General features: G+C 42.6%; 24 protein-coding genes and 2 pseudogenes. 6 read left to right on the plus strand and 20 right to left on the minus strand.

The genetic code is table 11. From position 1 onward, the window contains the following. Positions 1 to 163: 163 nt before the first annotated feature. From ACTO17_RS16855 to ACTO17_RS16920, 14 genes are all read right to left on the minus strand, one after another. Positions 164 to 2,308 carry an ADP-ribosylglycohydrolase family protein gene (locus tag ACTO17_RS16855; RefSeq protein WP_482558740.1) on the minus strand — a complete coding sequence of 715 codons (2,145 nt, stop codon included), beginning with the start codon at positions 2,306 to 2,308 and terminating at the stop codon, positions 164 to 166. 83 nt (positions 2,309 to 2,391) lie between these two features. Beyond that, the gene (gene pgmB / locus ACTO17_RS16860; RefSeq protein WP_172538772.1) at positions 2,392 to 3,036 is read right to left on the minus strand and encodes a beta-phosphoglucomutase; all 645 of its coding nucleotides are present in this window, start codon (positions 3,034 to 3,036) and stop codon (positions 2,392 to 2,394) included. After that, positions 3,037 to 5,349: a glycoside hydrolase family 65 protein gene (locus ACTO17_RS16865; RefSeq protein WP_482558741.1), complete on the minus strand. Its 2,313-nt coding sequence runs from the start codon at positions 5,347 to 5,349 to the stop codon at positions 3,037 to 3,039. Positions 5,350 to 5,365: 16 nt separating this feature from the next. Continuing rightward, the gene (locus ACTO17_RS16870) at positions 5,366 to 6,403 is read right to left on the minus strand and encodes a Gfo/Idh/MocA family protein (protein WP_482558742.1); all 1,038 of its coding nucleotides are present in this window, start codon (positions 6,401 to 6,403) and stop codon (positions 5,366 to 5,368) included. An 18-nt stretch (positions 6,404 to 6,421) separates the two neighbouring features. Beyond that, entirely contained in the window at positions 6,422 to 7,213 is a 792-nt protein-coding gene (locus ACTO17_RS16875) for a sugar phosphate isomerase/epimerase family protein (RefSeq protein ID WP_482558743.1), read from the minus strand. Positions 7,214 to 7,282: 69 nt separating this feature from the next. After that, on the minus strand, positions 7,283 to 8,338 hold the full coding sequence (locus ACTO17_RS16880; RefSeq protein ID WP_172539375.1) for a zinc-dependent alcohol dehydrogenase: 1,056 nt from the start codon (positions 8,336 to 8,338) through the stop codon (positions 7,283 to 7,285). 59 nt (positions 8,339 to 8,397) lie between these two features. After that, a complete protein-coding gene (locus ACTO17_RS16885; RefSeq protein WP_482558744.1) occupies positions 8,398 to 9,246 on the minus strand; it encodes a carbohydrate ABC transporter permease in 849 nt (282 codons plus the stop codon). Then, positions 9,233 to 10,120 carry a carbohydrate ABC transporter permease gene (locus ACTO17_RS16890; protein WP_172539373.1) on the minus strand — a complete coding sequence of 296 codons (888 nt, stop codon included), beginning with the start codon at positions 10,118 to 10,120 and terminating at the stop codon, positions 9,233 to 9,235. Before ACTO17_RS16890 ends, ACTO17_RS16885 begins: the two co-directional genes overlap by 14 nt. Before the next feature lie 121 nt (positions 10,121 to 10,241). Next, positions 10,242 to 11,552 carry an ABC transporter substrate-binding protein gene (locus ACTO17_RS16895; RefSeq protein ID WP_482558745.1) on the minus strand — a complete coding sequence of 437 codons (1,311 nt, stop codon included), beginning with the start codon at positions 11,550 to 11,552 and terminating at the stop codon, positions 10,242 to 10,244. 51 nt (positions 11,553 to 11,603) lie between these two features. Beyond that, positions 11,604 to 13,298 (minus strand): sugar phosphorylase, encoded by a 1,695-nt coding sequence (locus ACTO17_RS16900; protein WP_482558746.1) that lies wholly within the window; start codon positions 13,296 to 13,298, stop codon positions 11,604 to 11,606. 135 nt (positions 13,299 to 13,433) lie between these two features. After that, positions 13,434 to 14,435: a LacI family DNA-binding transcriptional regulator gene (locus ACTO17_RS16905; RefSeq protein WP_482558747.1), complete on the minus strand. Its 1,002-nt coding sequence runs from the start codon at positions 14,433 to 14,435 to the stop codon at positions 13,434 to 13,436. 209 nt (positions 14,436 to 14,644) lie between these two features. Further along, positions 14,645 to 15,352 carry a VanR-ABDEGLN family response regulator transcription factor gene (gene vanR, locus ACTO17_RS16910; protein WP_482558748.1) on the minus strand — a complete coding sequence of 236 codons (708 nt, stop codon included), beginning with the start codon at positions 15,350 to 15,352 and terminating at the stop codon, positions 14,645 to 14,647. Further along, positions 15,327 to 15,761 (minus strand): iron chaperone, encoded by a 435-nt coding sequence (locus ACTO17_RS16915; protein ID WP_482558749.1) that lies wholly within the window; start codon positions 15,759 to 15,761, stop codon positions 15,327 to 15,329. The genes vanR and ACTO17_RS16915 overlap by 26 nt, the downstream gene beginning before the upstream one ends. 89 nt (positions 15,762 to 15,850) lie before the next feature. After that, entirely contained in the window at positions 15,851 to 16,201 is a 351-nt protein-coding gene (locus tag ACTO17_RS16920) for a DUF2200 domain-containing protein (protein ID WP_482558750.1), read from the minus strand. Between the two features lie 1,087 nt (positions 16,202 to 17,288). Between ACTO17_RS16920 and ACTO17_RS16925 the strand changes: the two genes are divergently transcribed. The 3 genes and pseudogenes from ACTO17_RS16925 (at position 17,289) to ACTO17_RS16935 (ending at position 19,095) form a co-directional block, all read left to right on the plus strand. Next, positions 17,289 to 17,783 carry a GNAT family N-acetyltransferase gene (locus ACTO17_RS16925; RefSeq protein ID WP_482558751.1) on the plus strand — a complete coding sequence of 165 codons (495 nt, stop codon included), beginning with the start codon at positions 17,289 to 17,291 and terminating at the stop codon, positions 17,781 to 17,783. Positions 17,784 to 18,031: 248 nt separating this feature from the next. Further along, positions 18,032 to 18,466: a MarR family winged helix-turn-helix transcriptional regulator gene (locus ACTO17_RS16930; RefSeq protein ID WP_482558752.1), complete on the plus strand. Its 435-nt coding sequence runs from the start codon at positions 18,032 to 18,034 to the stop codon at positions 18,464 to 18,466. A gap of 3 nt (positions 18,467 to 18,469) precedes the next feature. Beyond that, positions 18,470 to 19,095: pseudogene (locus tag ACTO17_RS16935) on the plus strand (nitroreductase family protein). 56 nt (positions 19,096 to 19,151) lie between these two features. On the opposite strand, the gene ACTO17_RS16940 reads toward ACTO17_RS16935, so the two are convergent. The 4 genes and pseudogenes from ACTO17_RS16940 to ACTO17_RS16955 all read right to left on the minus strand — a co-directional run bounded on the left by ACTO17_RS16940 (position 19,152) and on the right by ACTO17_RS16955 (position 21,771). Further along, on the minus strand, positions 19,152 to 19,499 hold the full coding sequence (locus ACTO17_RS16940; protein WP_482558753.1) for a DUF2651 family protein: 348 nt from the start codon (positions 19,497 to 19,499) through the stop codon (positions 19,152 to 19,154). A 171-nt stretch (positions 19,500 to 19,670) separates the two neighbouring features. Continuing rightward, entirely contained in the window at positions 19,671 to 19,745 is a 75-nt protein-coding gene (locus tag ACTO17_RS16945; protein ID WP_482558760.1) for a DUF6664 family protein, read from the minus strand. 52 nt (positions 19,746 to 19,797) lie between these two features. Further along, complete coding sequence (locus ACTO17_RS16950; RefSeq protein WP_482558754.1) at positions 19,798 to 20,700, minus strand: radical SAM protein; 903 nt, start codon at positions 20,698 to 20,700, stop codon at positions 19,798 to 19,800. Between the two features lie 171 nt (positions 20,701 to 20,871). Further along, positions 20,872 to 21,771 (minus strand): annotated as a pseudogene (locus ACTO17_RS16955) (radical SAM protein). Between the two features lie 251 nt (positions 21,772 to 22,022). Between ACTO17_RS16955 and ACTO17_RS16960 the strand changes: the two are divergent. Then, the gene (locus ACTO17_RS16960) at positions 22,023 to 22,352 is read left to right on the plus strand and encodes a winged helix-turn-helix transcriptional regulator (protein ID WP_482558755.1); all 330 of its coding nucleotides are present in this window, start codon (positions 22,023 to 22,025) and stop codon (positions 22,350 to 22,352) included. A gap of 72 nt (positions 22,353 to 22,424) precedes the next feature. Here ACTO17_RS16960 and ACTO17_RS16965 read toward each other — a convergent pair whose 3' ends face one another. Beyond that, positions 22,425 to 23,882, minus strand: a complete 1,458-nt coding sequence (locus ACTO17_RS16965; protein ID WP_482558756.1) for an IS5 family transposase — start codon at positions 23,880 to 23,882, stop codon at positions 22,425 to 22,427. 160 nt (positions 23,883 to 24,042) lie between these two features. Here ACTO17_RS16965 and ACTO17_RS16970 point away from each other — a divergent pair, with 160 nt between their 5' ends. Continuing rightward, positions 24,043 to 24,630, plus strand: a complete 588-nt coding sequence (locus tag ACTO17_RS16970; RefSeq protein ID WP_482558757.1) for a GNAT family N-acetyltransferase — start codon at positions 24,043 to 24,045, stop codon at positions 24,628 to 24,630. A gap of 335 nt (positions 24,631 to 24,965) precedes the next feature. Here ACTO17_RS16970 and ACTO17_RS16975 read toward each other — a convergent pair whose 3' ends face one another. Continuing rightward, positions 24,966 to 25,238, minus strand: coding sequence for a hypothetical protein (locus ACTO17_RS16975; RefSeq protein ID WP_482558758.1), 273 nt, complete (start codon positions 25,236 to 25,238; stop codon positions 24,966 to 24,968). A gap of 337 nt (positions 25,239 to 25,575) precedes the next feature. Here ACTO17_RS16975 and ACTO17_RS16980 point away from each other — a divergent pair, with 337 nt between their 5' ends. Further along, positions 25,576 to 26,391 carry a transposase gene (locus ACTO17_RS16980; protein ID WP_482558759.1) on the plus strand — a complete coding sequence of 272 codons (816 nt, stop codon included), beginning with the start codon at positions 25,576 to 25,578 and terminating at the stop codon, positions 26,389 to 26,391. Positions 26,392 to 26,740 lie beyond the last annotated feature (349 nt).

The following is a 26,740-nucleotide window of genomic DNA, read 5'->3' on the forward strand; positions in this document are numbered from 1 at the left end:
AAAATTTATTCTGCGTAAAATTCGTCGACATTTAACCGCCGGAGTAATAGTTCGCCGAAACGCTGCCCAGTTTGTGTGTCAAAGGGCAATCCGGTTGTTCCGTCCGTAGCCAAATATTAACGTCTGTTATACCCTCCGCCCCTGATAATTTCACTGTAACACATTAAGAAATAGAAATACACCTGCACCTCAAATGACTTCCTTCAAGAACTCCCAGCCCCACAGCCCCCGTCAGGTAAGGCCCCTCCCGATCCTGCCAGGTAAGTAATTCTTTCCCGTTGATTTCCAGTTTTATTATATCATCTTCTGCCTGCACTGCAATCCTGTATTCCCTCCCTGCCGTCCAGGGAAAATCAACTGTCTGAAGAATCTGGTATCCGTTTTCATTTTTCAGAATTCCGGCTTTTCCCTCCGGAAGCAGCGCTGCCGCATAGGCCCGGCTTGCCCCCTGTACCCGAACAATTGCCAGATGTTTTTCTCCCGTTAAAGGAGTAACGGCAAATTCTGCCCGGTAATTTTGAGCGTCATATTTTCCGGTATAGACTTCGCCGAAATCACTGCAGGACAGATGCAGATTTCCCTCTTCTAAATAGCACAGCCCTTTCAACCTGGTAAACTGACTGATTTCCCGGTGGACGATTGTCCACAATTCTTCTTGTTCCTGCTCCATACGGATACTGTAACAGGGGGTTCCGTCCGCATACAGATGATCTAACAGCACCGCCGCCGTCACTCCCTTACCTCTGTCCGCTTTTATCCGGACGCAGACGCCGATTTCTTCTATTAAACCGCCGTCTATCGGGGGAATCCGATAACTTAAATTCTCCCATTGCCCTTTTTTCAGTTCTATGGCATCGCCATGATAAATAGTATCTGTATGCCGCTCTCTGGCATACAGGCCCACCAGCGCCTCCGTTCCGTATTCCGGCAGCATCACGCAGCCGTGAATGGTCTGTCCGGGATAGACGGTGGGAGAAAATGCCGGATCGTAGCGGCTGTCATGAAAATCCTCCGGGCCATAGTATGTTTTCTGGTAAATGAACAGATTCTCTCCACCCTTTAGCTCATTGGCAGTTACTTTCAGTGATCTGCTGCCTGTGGCCGCAGATTCGTCGGTATTTACCAGATGGTAATCTAACTCCGGATACAGGTCCGATGTGTGCAGATGTTCAGACCGGACCCGAATCGCATGGGTGGAACCGGGATATTCAAAATGACAGCTATGTATCCGGTTCCTGCAGATAGTGGAAAATGGCTCCGGCAATTCTTCCTTTGCCAGAGCTGCCGCAAGTTTTGCAATATAAGAAGCCCCATAGGGAATATCCATGATGTTCAGGGAACCCAACACACCGGAACATGCCAGAAAATCATTGATGGGTTTTCTCCACTTGCGGTCATCAATGGCAGAAAGTCCGCAGTAAACCCCCATAATGGTTCCAAGATTGCCTGTATTACAGTCTGTATCCCATCCGCAGCGGTTGCAGATATTCAATGTATCTGAAAAATCCCCGTTTCCATATAAGAGGGCCAGGATCATCACTGCAATATTGGGAATAATGTGGCACACTCCGGGATATTTGTCATATCCATAATTTTCAAATATAAAACGGTAACAGGATTCCCAGGAGTCTCTGTGGCCGCTGTGATACTCCATAACGGCCCGCACTGTTTTCGCATACTCACAGTCCTTCGGAATATAGCTTAATCCCTTTTCTATGATCTCTGGTATATCCTGCTGCATAAATGCGCAGCTGATACAGGCTGCCACAAAAATTCCGCCGTAAATTCCGTTGCCGTCATGAGTGACACTGGCCGCTTTTTTGGCAAGCCCTGCAGCCAAATCCGGATTTCCGGGGGTTACCAGTCCCCAGGAATCTATAAAAATCTGGCCCCCGATCTGCTCTGCCATAGTGCGGCCGTTTTGCTTTATGCTTCCGCTTTCCGGCGCCTGAATTCCATTTCTCAGATTCAGATAAGCGGTATGCTCTGTAGATACCCCATAGCCTCCCCACCAGAAAAAACCATGTTCAAAAGGCGCATAATTCAAGAGCGCGTCCGCAACATCCTGAGGCTCCATCTGCTCCCATTTGCCGCAGTCCTCCAGGGCCCGCAGAAGAAACAGAGGCCCGTTGCTGTCGTCATCTGCTGCAAATTCTTTATAATCTGTGGGATACCCGTCCAGTTCCCCGTAAATATTCTGAATCTGTTCACGGCTCCATCCTTCCACCGGCGCGCCCATGCGGATACCAATGATTTTTCCCAGCAATCCGGCATAAATTTTCTCAATGTATTCTCTTTTCATTGCCATAAGCTGCAGTCCTTACCATGCGATAAATTAAAAGCCCTATTGTGCCGTAAATTGAATCCTTAACGTACTGGAAATTGCAATCTTTATAATACGGTAAGCTCTACGCCTGCCAGCTGCTCCGTACCGGAAACCACAAGATTTGCATCCCCAAGCACTTTTGGGTCTCCAACGCCGATGCACTTCATATGCCCGGCCAGAGCGGCTTCAATTCCTGCCCCGGCGTCTTCCACAACGATACAGTTCTCACAGGGAACGCCCAGAAGCTCCGCTGCCTTCACAAATACCTGGGGATTGGGTTTCGCCAATTCCACCAGATTGCCGTCCACCACAGCATCAAACTGATCTGAAAGATTCAGCTTGTCCAGAATCATTTTTCCGCTCTTGCTTGCAGAACCAAGGGCAATCCGGTATCCTTCCGTTCTGAGCTTCTCTATAAACTGGGGAATTCCAGGTAAGATCTCAGATTCATCTATTTTTTCAATCATCTTCAGATAATATCCGTTTTTTCTTGCGGCAAGCTCTGCTTTTTTCTCTTTTGGCAAGCCCTTGATTCCCCCTGTTTCCAGTACAATATTCAGAGAATCCATACGGCTGACGCCTTTTAACTTTTCATTATGTATAAGATCAAATTCAAATCCCAATTCCGCCGCAAGTTTTTTCCATGCAAGATAATGGTATTTTGCGGTATCTACAATGACTCCGTCCAAATCAAAAATAACTGCTTTCATTTATGACAATCTCCCTTTTGCCTTTAACCTGATTTCCAATGTCTGCTCCAATGTGTATTTACAGTCCTCTGCTTCCACTTGAATGGCTGCATTGGTTTTGGATTCACAGGTCAGATTTATCTTTTCGCTGCCTATGAGAAAATGCACCTGCACGCCTTCGATTATCATGCGAAAATTCATGGTTTTCCAATGTCCGGGAAGATGAGGATTCAAATACAAAATCCCGTTTTCATAGCGGACGCCTGCAAATCCGAAAATCAGACAGCTCCAGATCCCGCCTAATGATGCGGAATGAATTCCGTCCGTACTGTCATGGGGATTTTCGTCCAAATCCACCACCAGACAGTTTCGGAAAAATTCCCAGGACAGCTCCATGGCTCCGATTGCCGCGCACGCCTGGGCATGAGCACAATAACTTAAAGAAGAATCATGAATGGTTCTTTCTTCATAGAACAGCACATTTTTCTTCACCGTTTCCTTGTCGAAAAGATGGGGAAACAGGTTTAAAAGCATCACCACATCCGCCTGTTTCAACACCTGCATATTGACAATTTCCTCTCTGGAATAATCAAACAGAACTGCCTGTTTAATTTGGGAAGTCTTGTATTTTTTGATGTTTTCCAGGCAGGGTTTGGTTAAAAACGTGTCATCCTGGGGAATAATGCCGTCCGCCCCCGGAACCGGGAGATACATTTTCTCCAGAAATTCTTCCCATCTGTCCAGTTCTTTTTCAACCTGAAGTTTCCAGTTCAGCGCAGCAAATACATCCGGCTGCTTCTCCTTTAAGGTTCTGGCATAGCGGAGAGCTGTTTTCACACAATAAACCGCCATATAATTGGTGTAGGCATTATTATCCACATGTTCTGTATATTCATCCGGGCCGATGACATCAAAAATTCCGTATTTCTGACGCTTCTCCTCCCATTTGGCGCAGGATACCCAGAACCTTGCCGCCTCGAAAACAATCTCATATCCGCATTCTTCCATGAACTGCCGGTCGCCGGTGGCCCTGTGATACTGCTCCACCGCATAAGCGATATCTGCAGTCACATGATATTCCTTAATGCCGGACCACACTTTGTTGGCTTTGCCGGTATGTATATTCAGCGCCGCATACAGGGGAGTTTCTTCCTCGCCGCTTTTCGCCGCTTCCCAGGGAAACATCGCGCCTTTAAATCCATAGTCCCGGGCCTTCTTCCTTGCCCCGTCCAGTCCATGATACCGGAATTCCAGAAGGCGTTTTGCTTCCTGGGGATACAGATACAGAAGCATCGGAAACAGAAAAATTTCCGTATCCCAGAACACATGTCCCTTGTATCCTTCTCCCGTCAGCCCTTTTGCCGCAATGCTGCTTTCATTGGTATGCCACGGCGTCATGCCTGCAATATGGTACTGGGCGAAGCAGACCGCCGCTTCCTCTTCTTCTGTCATTCCCTCCACCTGAATTCGGGCAATGTCCCAGAATTTTTTCATTTCCTGCCTGTGAGCCTGAAACAGCGTATCATATCCTGTTTCAGCGGAAACGTTCAGCATCTGTTTTCTTTTCTCGGTGGTGATGCCATCCTCCGCCTGATCCGCAAAAGTGATTTTTTCCAGAACTGCCTGTCCGCAAACTGGCTGCAGCGCATAAGCGCCGTATACGCTTCTTCTCTTTAAGCTGAACTCTTTTTCTGAGAGAATGCCGGTTTTCGCCCTGCATTCTGCCGCTTCTATCACAGTGCCTTCTTCCAGCTCACTGCGGATTTCCATGACTGCTTTTTCATACACCCTTGCAACAGATTTGTGGAAATGGGACACGCCGCTGTTGGTCATCTGTCCATTAATGCCAGTTTTGATCTTAATCTTTCTTACATCCCCATTCAAAACCTGCACCTGAAACCTCTGGGCAAAGAGATTTTTCCTGGCCATGGAAGCAAATCTTCTGTTTTCAACTGCGATTTTCCTGTTTTGGGACAATTCAAATTCATACCGGATTACAAGTTCTCCGCTGAAAAGATCCAGTTTCCGTTCAAACGAGGACAGTGCGGACTGTTCAGGATAAATCTTTTCACCGTCCGCTTCTAATTCAAACCAGGTCACATCCGGACAGTTGACAAGCTCCGTTACCTCTTCTTCATAAGCTTTATGGAAGGCGCCGCATAAGAACATCCCCCTCTGCTCATTAATCAGGGAAAAGGGATGGGCCGCACGCACGCCCAGGTATCCGTTGCACTGGGCAAATACGGATTCTGTTTTTAATTCAAAGTCCGGCAAAAATTCTTTCTCGCAAAGCCATAGTCTTTCTTTTTCTTTTTCTGTCTGATAATGAATCATACACTTATCCCCCGCCTTAAAAAATCACAGGTTTTCCTGTTTCTGCAGATTCATACAGCCCGCAGATCAACTTCTGAATATAGGCGCCCTGCTCTGCAGTCACCAGAGGTTCTTCCGTTCCGAGACATGCATTTACAAAATTCACATCCAAATCCATATGCCAGTCCCGCATCTCCAGAAATGGAAATGCAAGGTTCACAAGCTGTCCGCCTTCTTCGCCGTAAATCTCCAGCGGAAACAGCTCTGCGCCTTCTTTTGAGCCAAAGAGTTTCACGCTTCTTACATCCTTTTCCCTGCGGTTGATGGCAAAAGAAGTCTGCAAATCCAGACTGGTTCCGTCTGCAAACCGGATATATCCAAAGATTCCGTCCTCCACAGTAAAGCGGCCGGGATTCCATGCTCCCATCAGCCCCACACCGGAAGTTTTTCCGATACGGTCACTGCTGGAGGCGCATACATAGGAAATTTCCGGATAGTCTAATAAATACAGGGCGCAGTCAAGCATATGGGCGCCGATATCAATCAGAGGCCCGCCGCCCTGTATTTCTTTATTGGTAAAGCATCCCCAACCCGGGATTCCTCTTCTTCTGTGCCACTTTACCTCCGTGTGATAGATAGTTCCCATCTTTCCTGCTGCAATTCTGTTCTTTAAAAATGCAATATGCTCACTGGCCCGAAAATGAAAACCGAAAGATAAAATTTTTCCTTTTTCTTTTGCCTTAGCAGCCATTTTTTCTGCTTCTTTCGCAGTAATTGCCGGCGGTTTTTCGCAGAATACATGACATCCCAGTTCCAGAGCCTCCAGTGTAATGGAGCAGTGGAACTTATTGGGCACGCAGATAATCACTGCATCCGGTTTTAATTCCTCCAACATGGTTCTGTGGGAATCATAGTAATTTTTTATGCCGAATTTCTCCGCAGCTATTCTGGCGGTATCAATATTTGTATCGCAGATTCCTGCAATCTCTGCATGCTCCATGGACTGATAATTGGGTATGTGCGTCACCTGGGCAATCTGTCCGGAACCGATGATTGCTGTTCTTAATTTACTCATGATGTTTCCCCTGTATTGTTATAGAAACTGTTTTATAAAAACTACAGATTCCTGATACACTTTCAGCGGATCTTCTCCGCGGATTCTTCCTTCATTTACCACAGGCCCGTCGTACCCAATCTCTTTCAGCGCAGCCATATGCCGCTTCCAGTCAATGGAACCTGTTCCCGGCTGATAGCGATGGTTTTCAGCAATATGGATATGACCTATATAATCTTTATATTTTTTCAGCGTTTCTGAAATATCATCCTCTTCAATTGCCATATGGTAAAAATCAGAGGTCAGCTTCACTCTCTGAAATCCCCCCTGGCGGATGATATTCACCGCATCCTCCTGGGTATTCAGCATATGATCCTGATAGCGGTTTAACGGTTCCAGATAAAGGTATGTGCCGGTTTCTTCCGCCGTTTTCTCAAGCTCTGTCAGGGAATCTATAATGGCTCTCACATCCCCTTCATGGCTTCTTGGAGAAACCATGGGCGGAAGCCTGAAGGTAAACATTCCCCATGCGGCCGGAACCACAACGCCGGTTCCGCCTACTTCCTTTAAGGCATGGAGTATCTTTTTCAAATCTTCAATGCCGTTTAACCGTTTTTCCTCAATGAAATCTCCGATCCATCCCCGGTATCCGCCGCAGGCGGTAACAACCGGAAGCCCTGTTTCAGCTATGGCCTGTTTCACTTCCTCTAAATGCTCCACCAGTTCTTTGCCATCTATCTCAAAGCATTCAAATCCCATTTCTTTTATAAAACGGAATTTCTCAATCATATTTTTCGGGAAAAAATCCTTGTCCTGTGTCCCTAATTGCATATTCCATTCCTCCTAAAAAATCAGCGTTTCTTTCTTGCTCTCTTCCATGTACTGATATTCATATAATTTTTAAGAAAAATCCACGCCCATTTTAATGCTTTCTTCCGGATGCTGATCCACATATTTGCAGAATCCTTCTGCGCACTCTGCAAAAGGAACCACCGGATCAATCAGCTCTTCGCAGTCCAGATATCCGTTCATCAAAAGCTCCCAGCATACATCCTCGATTCGTTTTCTGCTCCAGCGGGGATACTCCGGATTCGGTTCGCTGCACGCTCTGGAAAAAATGATTTTTCCATAATTAAAGTGAGCCTCCTGGCCAAGCCAGAGCCCTTCCGGAAATGGCTTTGCAAATGCCACATAGGCAATTGTCCCGTTATACGCAAGTCCCTTTAAGGCAGACTGAAGGGCATGTACATTGCCGCTTGTCTCAATAATCACGTCTGCGCCCTGTTTTTCTGTCAGCCGTTTAATCTCAAGCCCTGCATCGCAGGCCATGGAGTCCAGAGTATAGTGAGCGCCGGTTTTTTCGGCTATTTCACGTCTCTTTGCAATGGGATCAATTCCGATTACTGTGGTCGCCCCGATTTTTGCCGCCATCTGAAGGGCAAGAAGCCCGATGGCGCCAAGGCCGATAACTACCACCCGATCTCCGGGCCTTACATCTGCGTCCCGGATTCCACTCAATGCAAACTGGGCCGGATCGTAACACACCGCATTTTTGGCAGACGCCTCTTTGCTCATTTTACGAAGCTTATAGTTATCAACGGCATTGACAATCTGGGTCTCTTTGATGGGCCCGTAAGAGCAGACCCGGTCGCCGATTTCATATTCCGTTACATCCGCTCCTTTTTCTGTAATCGTACCCACAAACATATTGCCCAGGGGAAGATCCCCAAATTCAATGCCCCTGGGTTCGTCCTTCTCCCTCTGGGTAAAGACTCTCCATTCCTCATCAAATTTACCGTCAATGTAAGGGGTGGTGCCTCTGAAATCCGCCAGTTCTGTTCCATGCTTGGGCGCTGCAAATTCCACCTTCACCTTAACCTCATTGCTTTTAATTTCTCTGTCCTGATACTCTTTCAGCTCTGCAACTCTCGGAGCCGTCGCTACTAATTTTTTCATAAAATAAATCAATCCTTTCCTTCTGTCCGGACACAACTGTTGTCAATTTTCCCTGTGCCTTAACCTTTTACGCCGCCTGCAGTGCTTCCGCTCTTAATCAAACGCTGGCTGAAGCCGTACATAATTACAATGGGAAGCGAGGTAACAAGAGAAGCCGCCATCATACGTCCCCAGATATAATCCGGTGTGTTAAACAGTGAATTCAATCCAATGGGAATTGTCATAAGCTCCGGCGAATCAATGAAAATAGATGCAAACAACACATCATTCCATGCAATCATAAACGCATATACAAACACGGATATAATTCCTGACATGGAGAGGGGAACTACAATCCGGAAAATGATTCCCATTCTGCTCAAGCCGTCCACTCTTCCAGCTTCCTCCAGTTCCGCCGGAATGGTGTCAAAATAACTTCTCGTCATATAAATTGCTGTGGGCAATGTCTGTACAATCATACAGATAATAACCGCTTCCCGGCTGTTGCTGAGCCCAATGGCAGACAGCATCTTAAACAGCGGAACAATCAGCAGGATTCCTGAGAACATATACACCAGGAAAAACATTTCGCTGATCAGGCTTTTTCCCTTAAACTTCAGCCTGGATAACGCATAACCGCCCAGAATTCCCAGAAGCACAGCGATTACGGAAGTGGCAAGGGCAATATACAGGCTGTTTCTCATATATTTATTGAATGGAAAGATATTTGCATTAAAAATATCAAAAAAATGCTGAATCTCCCAGTTCCGGGGGATAATTGTCGGCGGATATCCTATGGTCTCTGCAGTTTCCTTAAGAGAAATGCTGAGCATGATGATAAATGGAAATAATAATACCAATACCACAAGGATTACACGGGCATAAAACCAGATCCCTTTGAGAATTTTCTTATTATTAGTCTTCTTCAACTTTCAGCACCTTCTTTCTTATCAGCATAATCAAAGCAAAAATAAACACGAATAAAACAATGGAAATAGCCGCTGCTTTTCCAAAATCATGGGTGGCAAAGGCCATATCGTAAAGATATACGCCCAGCACATTTACCTGTTTTGTAAGCAGATATACTTCCGTATAAATATAGAACACCCAAATGGTTCTGAGGCTTACTACAGTAACCAGCGTGGGCTTAATTGCCGGATAAGTAATTACTTTGAATTTTTCCCAGGAGGTGGCCCCGTCAATATCTGCCGCTTCATACAGACTGTTATCCATAGACTGCAGAATGGCATTAAAGGAAAGGTATGCATAAGGGAAAAATTTCCATATCGCAAATATGGACACTAAAATAAATGCACTGGCCGGCTGATCGAACCACAGCGGCGCTTTGTCTGTAATTCCAAGCACATCTATTACAAAATAATTCATAATTCCGTAAATATTATTAAACATATACCGCCAGGTAAAAATCAGGCAGACTGCCGGAACCACATAGGAAAGAATGATAATGGAATTCACCAGTTTCTTTCCGAAAAATGGACGGTTCAAAAATACTGATAATATCAGACCCAGCACTGTGCTGATCCCTGTCACAACTACGGTAAATGATAAGGTTACAAATACGGATTTATAAAATTCCGGATCTTTAAATACTTCTATATAATTCTGCAGCCCGATAAATTCTGAAGGCAGGTTTGGGTTCAGGGGAACATCCTGACAACTGATTACGATATTATAAATAAGCGGATAACCAATCAGCATCACCAGTAAAAGAATACTTGGCGACAGAAGAAACATTGCAAATTTTGTATCGCTTCCACCCAGCTTTTTTTTCTTTATACTCATTTTCATCCTTCCTTTTAAAAAATGGGAGAGAACTGGCCGCCTAGCATTCATCTTTCAAAAAACAGCCAGCCATTGGACAAACAGGTGTACTTTCCCACCGCATTCTCTCCCATATCTGTGATTATTTCATCAGCTTCTCAACTGCCGCCTGAGCCGTTGAAAGCTCTGCAGCAACGTCTGCATTCTGTACCACTACATTGTTAACCATTTTGCTGATTACTCCTGTATTGGTAACATCTCCCATTTCTGTGAAGTTCTTTCCGTCAACTGCGCCGAATAACTGAAGATTTGCTACAGCGTTTCCAATCTCTTCTTTCATGTGAACGTATGCTTTTCTGGCTTCCAGATCTGTATATTCCGGCATTTCATCCACAGACTTAATTACCGGCTGAACTCCGCCCGGCGCCATATTCAGCCAGTCTACATTGTTCTCATCCTCTAACATAAAGCTTACGAATTTCTTAGCTGCTTCTGTCCTTTCCTCATCCATGCCGGCTGCAATTCCAAGAACTGTAATACATCCGTATGCCGCTTCTGTTTTTCTGTTTGGAAGAACCAGGGTGAGATCATCTGCAAATCCCGCGTCCTTTACATTTCCGAGAATATAGGTGGAGTACATTGCCATAGGCGCGTGTTTTCCTACAAATGCGTCGTTAACGTCTGCAACTTCCGTAGATCCGGGCATGGAGAATGCCGCCAGACTCTTATAATATTCCAATGCTTCCTTCATCTCAGGGGTATCTACCGTTACGCCTTTGTTTCCGTCAAATACATTTGCTCCGTTTGAAAGGGCAAACTGGGAAAATACCTGCTCTGTAAATGCGCTGTCAGAGGTTGGAAGGGCAATGCCGTACATCTGATTCCCGGGATCATGGAATGCCTCAGCTACCGCCAGTACCTCTTCCCAGGTGGTGGGAACGGATAAATTTTTCTCTGCTAACATTGCTTCATTCACCCAGATTCCCTGTACCCAGCTGCTTACCGGAACGCCTACATAACTTGATCCGTCCTCTGTTTTTGTTACTTTCAATGCGCCCTCATAGAATGCATCTTCGCCTTTGGCGTCTACAACTTCTTTTACTGCGTCAACATCTGTAAATTGATTTGCAACACTTGTTTTTGCCTGATCCTGGCTGTACTCTACAACTGCAGCAAGTTCCCCGTTTCCTCCCTGCGTTGCAATTTTTGAATCATAATCATCCTCATTTACCGGAACGGATTCTACAATAATATCCGGATTTGCTTTCTGGAACTTGTCAATGATACCCGAAACAGCATCCTGTCTCTCCTGTTCCACCTGCATATGCATAAACTGGATATGCACCTTTCCGTCTCCTGATTTACCTGATTCTCCTGATTTCTTGCCGCATCCTGCAACCATTGTCGCTGCCATTACTGTAATGAGCAATGCACTGATTAATCTTCTTTTCATAATCCTTCTCTCCTTTTCTATTGTTAACAGAATCTCTCTTTTCTGTTACAATCACTTTCCTGATTCCTTTACCCAGGCGCATTCCCATGGTTTCAGGGTAATTGCACCGTTTACCATGCTGCCGGTTAAAATATTTTTCCCTTTTAATGCCTCATAAGCAGCGGTCTGTCCCTGCCCTGACACATTAATCAGCACATGGATTGTCTCACCGGTTCTGTCATTGCTTCTGATAATATTTATTATTTTTTTATTTTCTTTCCGGACTTTCTGGCCCGCTGCCGGGGAAAATGCGCTTTCGTTTCTGCGGATATTCAATCTCTGAATCAGCGTGTCAAAAATCCGCTTCCGGTTTGTATCCTCCGCCAACTGTTCCTTCAATCTGCCGTAATCCAGATTTTCTCTGTTGATCCTTCGGGGTATGCCGGAAATTTCTTTTCCGTAATAATCGTTTCTTGAACCTAACAGGCTGTGAATGTAAATTCCCGGAACGCCCTGCAGGGATAAAAGCAATGTTTCCGCCGCCAGAAATTTGCCGATTCTCTCTGCATCGGAACTTTCCGGCCCTGCCAGTGCATCCTGATAGTTGATATTCAGTTCATAAGGGCTCCTGGTTCCGTCCCCGTTATTTTTATAAGATACAGCCCCGCCATTTTTCAAAGTTGCATCGATCAATGCCTGCTGCTGTTCTTTTGTAAGAATTCCCTCTGTGGGGCGAACCCCTATGCCGTCATGGGAGCTTAAAAAATTAAAATATGTAACCTTTTCACTGGGCAGCTGAAGCGTTTCCATCCATTCCGACAAAACCTCCGCATTTTCTGATAAAAAGGTATGCATGGTAAGGGGCGGCAGCGGAAATTGATAAACCAAATCCGCCTCATTTCCATTTTCTCCAAAATAACTGATATTATCCTTATGGGGCACATTGGTCTCCGTAATGATTCTTGTGCCCGGCGCATATTCCCTTAACACATCTTTCATTAACTTAACTGCCTCATGGGTCCTGGGAAGATGCATACAGGTTGTTCCAGGTTCTTTCCACAGAAAACCTATGGCGTCCAGACGGATAAACTTAGCGCCCCTTCGTCCGTACATTACCAGAATGTCCAGAATTTCCGCCAGCAGCGCCGGGCAATTGAAATTTAAATCAATCTGATCTTCACTGAATGTGGTCCAGAGATGCTTTTCACCGTCTCTGGTCATAAACTTAGTCAGAAGAGGCAGGGCCCTGGGCCTTGTAACCGCACTGTAATCCGCATCCGGATCACAGGTAATAAAATACTCTGTATAAGGCTCTTCTCCGTTTAAATAACCCTCAAACCACCTGCTGCTTCTGGAAATATGATTGATGACCGCGTCAAACATCAGCCCGTATTGATGGGATAGTCTCTGAATATTTTCCCAGTTTCCCAGCTCCGGATTTATTTCTCTGTAATCCACTACAGAAAATCCGTCGTCGGAAGTATAGGGATACATAGGCAGCAAATGCACTGTTTCTATGGCTTCCTGCACAAATTCATTTAAAAAATCATGAAGGACTTCAAGCCCCGGCCTGCCTTCTTCTGTCAGAGTATTGCCATAGGTAATCAGAATACTGTCTCTCTCAGACAAATCCTGCTCTGTTTCCTTCGCGATCTCATATACATCCAGATAATTTCCTATCAGCCGGAGGGCTTCTTCTGTCTTATCCGGACTGGAATAGATACGCTGTAATCTTGTTTCTAATTTTTTGATAAATGCCTGTTCCATAATAATCACTGATTCCTTATTTTTGTTTTTGACAACGTTGTCTTTATGGGTTATTTTTTAGTGACAACGTTGTCAAACATTGCCACTTAATTCGCTCTCTTGATAACAGAGAGCGGTTTTATTTCATGCTGCATTCTATGTAGAGCCCCGTTCAATCAGCTTACAGGGAAATCTGAATGCTTTATGTTCCGTTTCTTCTTCCCGGCCAATCCGGTTAATAACATAATCAATGCATCCCTTTGCCAGAATCTCAAAATCCTGTTCTATCGTGGATATGGGCGGATAATAATATTCTCCCAACGCAATATTGTCAATTCCCAGTACTGCAATATCTTTCGGAATAGACAGGCCCTTTTCATAGATGGCGCGGTATACTCCCAATGCCCTTTCATCTCCGGATACAAAAAACGCCTTAATATCGTAAATTTCTAAAATCTCTTTTGCTTTATGATAAGCTTTCTCTAAGGTGTCAATTCCTGTGAATATATAATTTTCCGTCTGTTTTTCTTCCATAGCGGCCATAAAGCCCTTCACACGGTTCTGAGTAGACAGGTATTTCTTCTCTCCAATCAGCATTGCAATCTGATCCAGTCCTTTTTCTGCCAGATACAGACCACCCTTATACCCTACGTCAAAATTGTCCAGACTGACTGACGGCACATGGGGATTTTCCGGTTCTCCAAATACCACATATGGAATATTCCGGCTTTCAAAATAATCTACCCGAGGATCTTTACGAATGTTTTCCAGTAAAATCGCACCGTCCGCAATTCCGCTTGCAATCAGATAGAATCCGTCTGTCTCGTCTCCTTCAAACCGTTCGCTGCTTGAAGGCGAAAGGACAATTTTCATGGAACGCTTCTTGGCATAAGTAAACAAATATTTCAGCATAATGGTATGCCAGATGCTCAAGTGTTCTTCATGGTGACGCTCCGCAAATACTACAATAATATTGGTGCGGCTTCCCTTCAGGCCCCGGGCAAGCATATTTACCTGATATCCTTGCTCTTTGATGGTGCTCATGACCTTTTCCCTCATGGCATCACTGACATTCGGGCTGTTATTCAACACTCTGGATACTGACTTAATTGATACGCCGCAGGATTTTGCAATATCAACGATTGTTACATTCCCCACTTACTCTCACTTCCCTTTGTCTTACGTTGTCATTATAGCCTGCCCGGTTCTTTTTTGCAAGTGTTATATTATTTTTCAGCATATCTGGCAAATTTATGAATGATATTTTGTGCACTTGTACTAAAAAGAAATTGTTTTAAGTTAATTTCCTTTGTTTCTTTTGCAGCTTTCCCATTTTCCATAAAAGTTCATCCCTGCGATGAAGCTTTTTATTCTCCAATGGTATATCCCACTCCCCATACTGTTTTGATAAATTTAGGATTTCTGGCAGGTTCTTTCAGCTTTTCCCTGATCCTGCCGATATGAGCCATAACCGTATTATTGTTATCCAGAAATTTCTCACCCCATACTTTCTCAAACAGTTCTTCAGAAGAAATCACTTTTCCCCTGTTCTGGCAAAGATACCAGAGCACCGAAAATTCTATGGGAGTTAATGTAACTTCTTTTCCATACAGTGAACATTTATGGGTATTCTTGTTGATGATTAAACCATTAATATCATATTCCATCACCGGCGCATTTTTTTGTTCCATCCCTGCGGCATGATTATATTGGACATAACGGCGAAGCTGTGTCTTTATCCTGGCGGTAACTTCCAGAGGGTTGAATGGTTTAGTGATGTAATCATCCGCGCCGATGGTAAGACCCTTGATCTTATCAATATCTTCTGTCTTAGCGGTCAGCATAATGATCGGATAGAAATGCTTTTCCCGGATCTTTTTGCAGATGTGAAACCCATCTACATCCGGAAGCATCACGTCTAAGACTGCCAGATCCATTTTTTCTGACTCTGCACATTGCAGGGCGTCCATCCCGTTATAAAACTTATATACGTTATAACCGTCGCTTTTCAGATAAAGCTCCAGTAAATCTGCTATTTCCTCTTCATCATCAACAATCAGAATCTTTTCGTTCATAGTACCGGGCATTCTCCTTTTCACACCATTTTGCAATCTCTCCGATCAATTCAAGGGGAAGCGGCTTATCATAAGGAAGCTGTATGGCCCCTTTGCTTGTCTTATAACCTTTCAGCTTTTCTTCAAATGCTTTCACCGCTTCAGGGCCGGGATACAGCCCTATATGCTTTTTGAAAGCCGCAAACTGGATCAGATTGCGTTTTTGCCAATAAGTCGGCATACTCCATGATATTTTTTCTGCGGCGTCTGGAATTGCAGATTTTATTGCCTCATTTACCTGCCTCAGATAAAACTGTGCCTGTTCTGTCTGACGCTCTATATATTCCCCAATGGTTTTGGGGGCTTCGCCGCAATAGTGATCCTGATTGGTATTCTTAAATGTACGGCCGCACTTTGGACACTTCCACATTTTTTTACCTCCCATCTGAAAATTAATACCAATAAAGCAATTATTTTGATTAGTTCCTCTGTACCGGATTTGATCTGTGCTTTTTCTCGTTAATTTCGTAAAACTTTATCCATGGATTTTCCTTTAGCCAGTTCATCCACCAGTTTATCCAGATATCGGATCTCCTGCATCAACGGCTCCTGAATGGTTTCTACACGTACCCCGCAAACGGTTCCTTTGATTAATTTCCTGTTTGGATTCAGCGCCGGCGCATTTCGGAAAAAGTCTCCATAAGTGACGGAATGATCTGCGGCGTCTTTTATTTCTTTTGTACTATACCCGGTCATCCAGCAGATCACTTCATTTACTTCTTCTAAAGTCCGTCCCTTCTTTTCCGCCTTTGCAACTAACAGCGGATATATTTTTGCAAAACTCATTGCATACACTTTTTCATTGTCCATGTCATTCTTCTCCTTTCTGTTACCCTCTGTAGTTTCTTACTGATATTGGTTTCTTCTCTCTGGATTTCATGGAGTTTTTCTTTTGCCAAACTGTCTCAGATTTTCAAATAATTAGTAATATTATACTCTCCCGGGGATGGATAGTCAAACTGCCGCAGCAAATAAAGATTCAATGAGAGTCATTATACTCTGAATATAAAGTTGTTTATTTGCTTATTTTTTATCTACCTTTTCCCCACAAAAAACATATGTTTGACTCTTGAATCCTACTGCCAAATATGCTATATTAAGCATAGAAAAAGGGAAAGCCATAGAAGCGGCTCTCCCCCTCAAACAACAAAGCTATAACCTCATATGAGGTAAGCCGTCACTATTAGCAGTAGTGGCGGCTATTTCTTTTTCCCCTGTAAAATCGGATTGTGATAACCACAATCCTGATTGTAATGTCTTTTAAGAAAAAGATAGAAGAATATCAATTGATATGTTATAATTCCTATGTTGTCCAACCTACACCCAGCAACGGGAGGAGGTGTTCAAATGGAAATCATCATTACTTTTCTAGTGACTGTCGCAGCAGGTGTGGTTTGCCACCTCATCAGCAAATGGCTAGACAGGCATGATAAGGACAGCAGATAGCCTGGTGGGTGTTTTGCCACTATAAAAAGAAAAGAAGAATCCCTCGACTGTACGCCATTACAGTCGGGGGATTCGTTCTTTCGTCCAAATGGACTCATCATTACTTTTTGCCTAATGGCATTATAGCATATGCAAATTTTAATTACAAGATACATTTCTTTTTCACAAAGCAAAAATTTTATTCTTATCTTGTATCAATCAAGAATGACGGCTCTATAGAACTCCTTAGCCTCAGTCCGTAGTTTGTCTCTATCCTCCGAAAATAAACCGCATCAATATATTGGTATAATTTATGACAAGATTACATTAAAAAGATATAAAAACTACTTTTTTTATTGTATAATTATTTGGTCGATTACAAAATAAGTCTGCAATCTTAATTCTAACAAGGCAAAAATCAGGTATAGCTGGATTTTAAGGAAGCGGATGCAGACAAACAGGCTTTTAAAGAATGAAAACAAACAGGGAAATTTACCTGTACAATGGTATGCAGGAGGTAATAAAAATGGTACGGGAAGCCAGAAAAGATGACTTGAAAGAAATATTAGAACTGTATTTATATCTTCATGAAGAATCTGTTCCTGAACAGTCTGATTGTTTGACCCATGCATGGAAACAGATTTTAGAGGACGAAAACCATCACTTGATTGTAAATGAGGTCTCCGGAAAAATTGTCTCTTCGTGCGTATGTGTTATTATTCCTAATTTGACGAGAAATATACGTCCATATGCTTTTTTAGAAAATGTTGTCACCCATGCAGATTTCAGAGGACGCGGCTTAGCATCAGAATGCCTGGAATATGCACGGCAGACAGCAAAGCAATGTAACTGCTATAAAATGATGCTGCTGACAGGAAGCAGAGAACAAAAGGTATTAGATTTCTACAAAAATGCGGGCTATAATAGTACAGATAAGACAGCATTTATCCAATGGCTTACTATTTGAGAACAATTCCTTGCAAACTATACATGGAGAGGTATATGAAAAAGAGAATTTTAATAATTGCTTTATTACTTCTTTACAGGAATAGTCAGAGACATTAGAAAATTATTACATCAATTTAGTAAGAGGCTGTGGTCTTGACAAACAGCACAAAACTTGTTACTTTATTATTAGTCAATAAATTGACTATACTGTAATTGACTGTATAGGAGGTGACCGTTATAACAAAGGAAACCAAGAAAAACGCATATATGTACTGCAAATTTCGGGATGAGCAGCTTGCCTTATATAATGAATACGCGAAACGCCACGGAATGTTGATGAAAACACTGTTAGTAGTCAATGTTCTATATTATGACGATTTCTATGATAAGGGAGGTGTAACTCAGACGGAGATTTGCCAACGTACTTTTCAGTCTAAGCAAACAGTCAATCTGATTATTCGAAATCTTTTAAGCGAGGCATATGTAACTGTAGAAGAGCGAAAAGAAAATAAGCGGGAGAAATTAGTACGGATAACTGAAGCCGGCAAAGCTTACTGTGAAAAAGTTGTCCGCCACATCACATGGGCAGAAGATACGGCAATGTCTATGTTTACGCAGGAGGAACAAAAACAGCTAATTGAGCTCTCACGAACATTTACAAAAAATCTGACAGATCTTATCCATCAGGAACCGGAGGATTAAATCATGGAACTTTACGAAGCAATTAACAAAAGAAAAACGACAAGGGAATTTTTAGATACTGAAGTTGATTTTGAGGTCATTAAAAGAATTTTGGAAGCAGGAAACAAAGCCCCACTTGGGATCATAACCGTAATTGGCAGTTTATAGTTTTAAGAACCGATGAAGAAAAAGAATATGCTTTTTCCGAAGCCAAAACGATTGCGGATAAATTCGATGCCGACAGATATCTGAGTATGCCCAGGCCTTATCAGATTACATTGGGGCAAAAAATGTACGGCTATGCTATGCCCAAACAATATACTATGCTGAAAGAAGCGCCATATGTAATTATTCCAGTATTCAGATTAAAAGAATTGAATGGCGAGTATGTTTCAAAATTAAATCCCTTTGCTACTATTTGGTGTGTGATCGAAAATATTTTTTTAGCGGCAACGGCAGAAGGGTTATCCTGCTCCATGCGTATACCTCTGAATAAGGAACACGATATAGTTAAGAAAAAACTGAAAGTACCGCCCACTTATATGATACCCGTATTGATCGGTATTGGATACGCAAATCCCGAAGAACTGCAATTAGAACAATATAAACCCGACATAGACAAACAAATACGCTTCGGAAGATGGAAATGATTAAAAAAATCATAATTTCACTTAAGCACCAACCTTTCCGGAAACTAAATCAGACATTACCTTTGTGATTTCCTATGAATAATCATAGAAACTGCCATGGCAGCTATCCCCAATATCAGATAAACACCTGCATACAAAATAAATGCCTTTTCACCCATGCTAAAAAATATCCATGAACCAAGCAGGAATAATACTGTTGAAATGACTGGCATTCCCCATAATCTTTTTACATTTTTTCCTGCAAAAACGCCCATAATCACAGAATATATCGGATTTATGGCAAAGAATAATATAAAACATACTGCCATTCCTCCATCACCTTTTATAAAAGAAACTGCAAGCCACGGTAAAGCCAACATGATTACTGCAGAAATTATAAACCAAAGTATAAAATTATTTTTCATATTATATCTATCTCCCATTGCTAATTTGCAGCTTTTATTATACTCCTGGATGATGGACTTTTCAAGAAGCCTAATCACCGTCCTCTACTATTTAAATTTATATCTTCATTCAGCTATATAAAAGACAGCATCAGCACCCACGCTGACACCGCCTTTTCCTCGATCCAGCCGTTATAAAATCCCTGCCTTTTTCAGATACCCTACGCTGTCAGAACAGCCACGGAAGTAAACCCACTGCATCTCCATTAAGTTGAAATCTAAAATTATCGGGAAAACGCGCTCTATTTCGCTTTACAGCTTAATTAAACACTTTTGTTTCTACCTGAAATGACTTCAAATTTTTTCTGTATTCCTGTATTTCTAGTTCATCAGTATTGTCCAGAACATATTGCAGCTCATTTGTGACTTTTTCACGGTCATATGGCAAATATGCCGTTACAGGGATAAAGTTTGAAACCGTGTTTGCAAATAAATGAGTTCTGATATTTAAGCTGTTGATTAGTAGCTGCAACTCACGAATACGCTCTTTCTCTTCAGCAGGTACGAATAAACCTTGCTGTGCCATTTTGTATAATTCCGTATCTGGAAAAAGCGTGAGAGAATCCACGGAAACAAAATATGGATTGAGCTGACTGAAAAGTTCTGCACTATTCCTTGCATTTCGGTATCCGCCGCCTTTTCCCGCAAGCCCTGTCATATAAACAAAGTAGTATTCAATGCCTGCTTCATCCAATTTCCTGCATTGCTCCAGAATATCCGCCGAGGTATATCCTTTATTTGCAAGGGCAAGCGTTTCGTTATCGCCGCTTTCCACACCGATACTCAGTCCGTTAATACCCATTGCCCGTAGTTTCTTAAGCTGCCATATCTCTTTGTTTTTAATATCACGGATGCTTGCAAACATAGCCATTGTCTGACATTTAATCAAATAGTCCCTTACCGTCAACGCCCGCAGCTTAAGATTTTCATAGCTCATTGCAAAAGGGTTAGCTCCCGTCCAGAAAAGCCTTCGGGCATTTGGCTGATAACTTTTTATCTCTGCTAAATCCTCCTCAAATTCTTCCATAGGCGACATTCTGAAGCACTCGTTTTTATACAGGCTGCAAAACTTGCATTTATTATAGGTGCAGCCAGAGGTAGCCTGTATAATGACTGAATGTGCTTCATACGGTGGTCGCCAAGTTCTGCCTGTAAAGTGCATGATTGCCCCTCCTTTCCTTATTCCTGTGTAGTTTTCTACACATAATGGTATACCCGTAGGGTGCTTCCTTATTCCTGTGTAGTTTTCTACACATAATGGTATACCCGTAGGGTGCTTCCTTATTCTTGTGTAGTTTTCTACACATAATGGTATACCCGCAGGATGTTTCATTTACAGATGATGAACACTCTTTCTATACCGCTGTAATTCTTCTTCGCTGACATTTCCTATGATTTCATCGAGAAATACCAACAGCTTTTTCTTGTCTTTCGGCAGTTGTCCATGAAACTGGTACGCATTGGATGCTCCCATTGCTGCAAAGACGGTAGGTATCTGTAAATTTTCAATGAGTGTCCGTACCTCTTTGTATTTTTCAAGTTCGCCCTCCTCATGCCAGTTCCCATGATGTATTTCCGCATAAAGCTCTGAATCGGGATAAATCGTAAGCATATTTGCCCCGATGAGCGCAGGATGTATCTGATTGCATAGTTCAGCCGTTAATTTTGCTCCAATTTCTCCGCGACCTGCCCCAGAAATACTTACCAAATAAAAGAAACTGTAATGAATATCCGCTGCGTCTAATCTCTGGCATTGCTTTATGATGTCTGCCGAAGTATATCCTTTGTTCATAAATCGCAGGGCTTCATCATCGCCCGTTTCTATTCCTATTGTCAAACCGTCATAGCCCATAGCCCGCAATTTGGTAAGTTCTTCATCGGTTTTCGGGGTAACATCAGTAATCCTTGCAAACGAACCGATAGACTGAACGGACGGGAGATATTTATGGATTAGCTCTGCAATCGCAGCCAATTTGTCATAGGACAAAACGAATGGGTTAGCTCCTGTTAAAAACACTCGGTTAATATGCCCGCTGCTGCAGCCTTTCATTGCCCGTTTAACCTCCTGTAAATCACACTCAATATCCTCCAGAGGGGACATTCTGAATTTGAACGGCAAATCATGATACAAGGTACAAAACTTGCATTAATGATGCGTACAGCCTGCCGTTACCTCTAACAAAAGTGATGCCGCTTCATACGGCGGCCGCCAAATTGTTCCTGTGTAGTGCATAAACACATCTCCTTTCCTTATTGTTGGCGTGTTTTTCGCCATAATGGTATACCCACAGGGTGTTTCCTTATTCCTGCACTGTTTCCTGTGCATACAGGTGTACCCGCAGGGTGTTTTCTGTAGTCTATACTAATTATACTTTTGTACAACGATTTTACAAGTACTGTACTTTTTTGTAGTACACATATATAATCGGTACATTGATTTATGAGGAAATGTATGTTATACTGCTCCAGAAAGGAGTGGCAGGAATGAAAAAAAGTACATTGGCTGTTGAACGCTGCAAAACCGTTTCTACCATACAAAAAATTTTAGGCGGTAAATGGAAAATCGAAATCATTTATTATATCGCCTTTCGGGATATACACCGCTTTGGAGAACTTCGCAGGCACATCGGTGACATTACGGAATCAAGCCTGACAAAGCAGCTTCGGGAACTGGAAGCCGACGGCTTTATTACACGTTATGACTACAAAGAAGTACCTCCCCGTGTGGAGTATAACCTTACCGACTTAGGCAAAAGTTTCATTCCCGTCTTTGAGCATATGAAACAATGGGGAGATGAAAATCTCAGTGATTAAATAGTGTCCGCTCATTAAGCAACTTTTTTCAGCTTGATAAGACAGCTTTAGCTGAAGTATGTTCCAATGAGCTTAAACAACATCATCTATAATGATATAATGCTCTGCTTTTTCGCTTGATAGGTTGTCTGAAAAATAGAGCAAAAAAATACCAGTAAGATCTACAGCAAAGAGATTCGTTACCAGTACTGACATTGCAATGGAGGACAGTGTGGTCTCCTCAAGTTTTGTCATGATAAGACCTGCTCCATTGCAGCGTTTTTCGGCGCTGAAAAATCTTTCAACCTCTATTCTGTCAGTGTTATCCTGGTATTCCTCTTTGGTGTTTTTCTTATCTTTTGAAGGACGGCCAAGTTTTGGGCCAGACATTGTAATGTTATGGTCTTTGCAGAAATTACGGTTGCTGCGTGTTCTGTAGATCTGATCCACCAGAACACGTTTTGGATAATGCCCTGTTCGCTCTTTATAACGGTTCATGGCATCTACTAGGATGGTATTTTCATTGTATGCGTCAAAGGACAGCTTTTCCAGTCTTGCATGTCCCTTTTCATCTATGCTGACATCATATTTTACGCCAAATTCCACTGGTGACTTGGCCTTTCCTCTGACAATCGGTGGCAGGTAAGGCTGGCTGATGCTGACAATACGATCCTCCACACTATGGATTTTATTCTCATACATGTGTTTCTGCTGTTCATAGAGTTTTTGGATCGTAAGATAGTAATCTGTGTACTTTGAAGGCAGTGCATAGCCTGCCTCCATATAATCTCCAAGGTACTCCAAATCACGCCTGACATAGCCAAGCTGCTTCCTGATTGTTGCGCGTATTTTCTTTTCTGTCCGTTTTTTGGATTTTGCAAGCGCAAGGTATTCTTTTCTTGCCACCCTTCGGTAAGTGCGGGGCTTAGCCCATGGATGACAGTTCTTATGAAAATAGTCAATCATATCCTCAAGTTTTTCACGCGCTTCATTGAGAAGAGAAAAATCCTGTGGATATCTTATGTTGGATGGAGAGCAGGTGGCATCAAGAATCTCTGTCCCAAGATTTTCAATGTCATCTGAGCGTGTATTGGCAGCCTTTGCATTTTTACTTTCGTTCTTGGGTTCATGCTCTTTGGTAACACCGCTGGTTTCAAGGATGTACTCGTTTACTTCCATCAGGTATCCAGCAGTCAGACGCTTGCGGAAACTGACAATCACAGAAGGCTTTATTGGTGCTTCATGGCTGAATTTCTCCATTCCAAGAAAGTACTGCAGGTATGGGTTTTCCTGAATCTCTTTTATGACACCCCTGTCAGAAAGTTTCTTGCGTTTCTGAATAATCAAAACACCAAGGGCCATTCTAAAAGGAGTCGCCGGATGGCCTGTTTTGGAGGGGAACATTGCCGCATATTTTGTTTCCATTCTGCTCCATGGAATGGCATGGGCCAGCCTGATCCACTCATTATTAGGATCGAGCTCCATACCACATGACTGGTTGAAGTCAAACAGTGTAATTTGACGGTTTTTACGTTTTTCAGGAATATACATAAGCTTTGGGCCTCCAAAATGCAAAGTTTTTTGCCGGAACGTTAATTTACATCTGCATTTATTTTAATACAAAACTCTACTAAAATCTACTGTTTATCAGTATTTTTAGTTAATGAGCAGACACTAATATAGGGAATACTATTACAAAGACTGCCAAAATATGGAAAAAGAAAATGAAAATATCTGCTTTATAAAAGAACATAAGTTCTGTATAATGGGATATGGTGTCAGCAATGAATTGACAAAATACGAAAAGATAAAAAAAACAGTGAGGATGGGACAGAACATGGATGTATTTACCGTATGCCCGGAATATAAAACCGAGCATTTTAAGATAAGGAAGCTGGAGGCAGGAGATGCAGAGGGGTTGTTTCCCTGTTATTCCGATCCGGAAGCAGCACGCTATTTCAACGGAGACTGCTGCGGGGATGATTTCTATTATACGGATAAGGAGAAGTTCCGGGAATGTGTGGAATACTGGCTGAGCCGGTATGAGGCAAGAGATTTTGTCAGGTGGAGTGTTCTGGATAAAAGGACGGGTTTACTGGTTGGAACGATTGAAGTATGCCCTTCTCTGAAGTATGCTGTTGACGGAAGACAGATGGGGATTCTACGGATCGATTTAAAATCAGAATATGAGCGCTGGCTGGTATTAAAGGAACTGATGGATGTATTAATCTGCCATATCTATGAGGATTTTGAGGTTGCCTCTATCATCATGAAGATCCAGAAGGATGCCGGTGAGTGACAGAAACTGATAAAATAATACCAGTTTGTAGCCGCAAAGGAAGAATGTAATATTTGCCTTTCTGATTACTATGTGAGATATAAATGAAAAGAACCGTCCAAAGTGACGGCCCATAGTATTTTGTGATTCTTATGAAATCTTTTGGTTCTGTATATCTGTTTTTCTACTTTCTTAAAGTCCGTTTTCAGGCGTTAACTGCATACGGATCTTCCGGTTCCCATTCTGCCCAAAGCTGACATTTTTTACATCGCTTCATATCTTTTCCAATACATAATGGGTATGGATTATCCGGTTCTGGAGTAAAACAATCCGTGGATCATATGTTTTTGTTTATTTCATAATCTATTGCCCTCCTGAATTTCGATAGTATTAGTTAAAACTGGCAGATCAAACTCCGTGATAGACCATTCCATCCAGTCACCTTGTATGACAGCCCTGGCACTGTATCCGCTCAGATAGGTATTATCCTGTTCTTCTTCTGTCTGGGAAACGTGATCCAGCGTCATACGGTAGCTTTTCTCCATCTTTTCATAGAGTTCCTGATAATCTGTGGAGACATCGGGATCATTCAATCCGTCTCCATAACTGCATAATACATATAGTTTCATACATCATTCCTCCTCGTCTGTTAAGGTAGTGTCAAGTTAACTACCATATTTTTTTAAACAAACCTTATTATTTCAAGGGTTTCACCACTTTTTCAAAGAAAAAAGCAATGACCTCCCTTTTTTGTGTCAATACTATTACCATCCCACAAACACTGAAAGGAAAATCATTGCTTATGGATATTATTACCTATTTAGTGTCTGCTGATTAGGTTCAAAACACTTGATTTTGCTGACTTATACCACGTTTTCTGATATAATACTTGCAGGGCTTTTGATAAAATCAAACCATTTTTCTTGCAGTTTTTCTGCATATTTTAAGTATAAAGGGGCTAAATCAATGTATAAACCAATCGACAAGTTACATCACTCGTTTTTTGATTTCAACCAACCTATGGGACTCCACATGAACTCGGACAACCGCTGGCTCCAACTGGCTGACCGAATCCCATGGGATGAATTTGAAGTAAAATATGCCAGACTGTTCCCGAGTGGTACGGGTAATGTTGCCAAGCCATTTCGGATGGCGTTAGGCTCCCTGATCATCCAGACCAAGTTCCAGTATTCCGACCGTGAGCTTGTGGAACAGATCGCAGAAAACCCATACCTGCAGTACTTTATCGGCCTTCCCGGCTATCAGGAAGATGCTCCGTTTGATGCAAGCACACGGGTGCTTTTTCGCAAACGCATTTCTGCTGAAATGCTGATGGAAGTAAATCAGTATCTTCTTGCCCACAAAGATAATGACAACAATACACCACCATCTTCCGGAAACTCTGGCGATAATGAAACTTTGAAAGAACACGCAAACAAAGGGACATTGACGCTGGACGCAACCTGTGTACCGGCAAACATCCGTTATCCCCAAAATATTTCACTTCTGAACGAGGCAAGGGAGAAGCTGGAAACCATCATTTACCGTTTTTGCAAATCCTATGGCCTGCCACTGCCAAGACGCTATAGAAGACGTGCCAGAAAAGACTATCTGGCATTTGCCAAAAGTAAAAAACATAGTGCAAAGAAAATCAGAAAAGCACTCCATAAACAGCTTGGCTGCGTTGCAAGGGACATCGGATATCTGGAAAAGTTCATAAGTGACGGATATGCGATGACAGATAAAGAAATTAGTCTGTATCTGACTATCATCACGCTGTAAGGGCAGCAGAAGTATATGTATGATAACCAAATCGGAATACCAAGTTTTATGTACGCTTATTGTTTACTTTTACAGTATATCACACATATTTCTATGAGGATAGCCATAATCTTTCCATCTCTCTCCACAGAAAAAAGGACAAAACAATTCGTTAATTCAATTTTAACTTCGTCACAACTTCGAGCTGTTGACAAACCTCTTGCCAAAAAGATTTGCATATAAGAAAATATATGTGTAGATTAATCCTTGAGGTGATACATTATGATGACAAAAAGAGAAAACCAACAGATAGAAATGCATTTGATAACAATTGAAGATTTAGTCCCTATGGATCATCTGCTTCGGAAAG

It is taken from the genome of Petralouisia sp. (assembly GCF_056822245.1).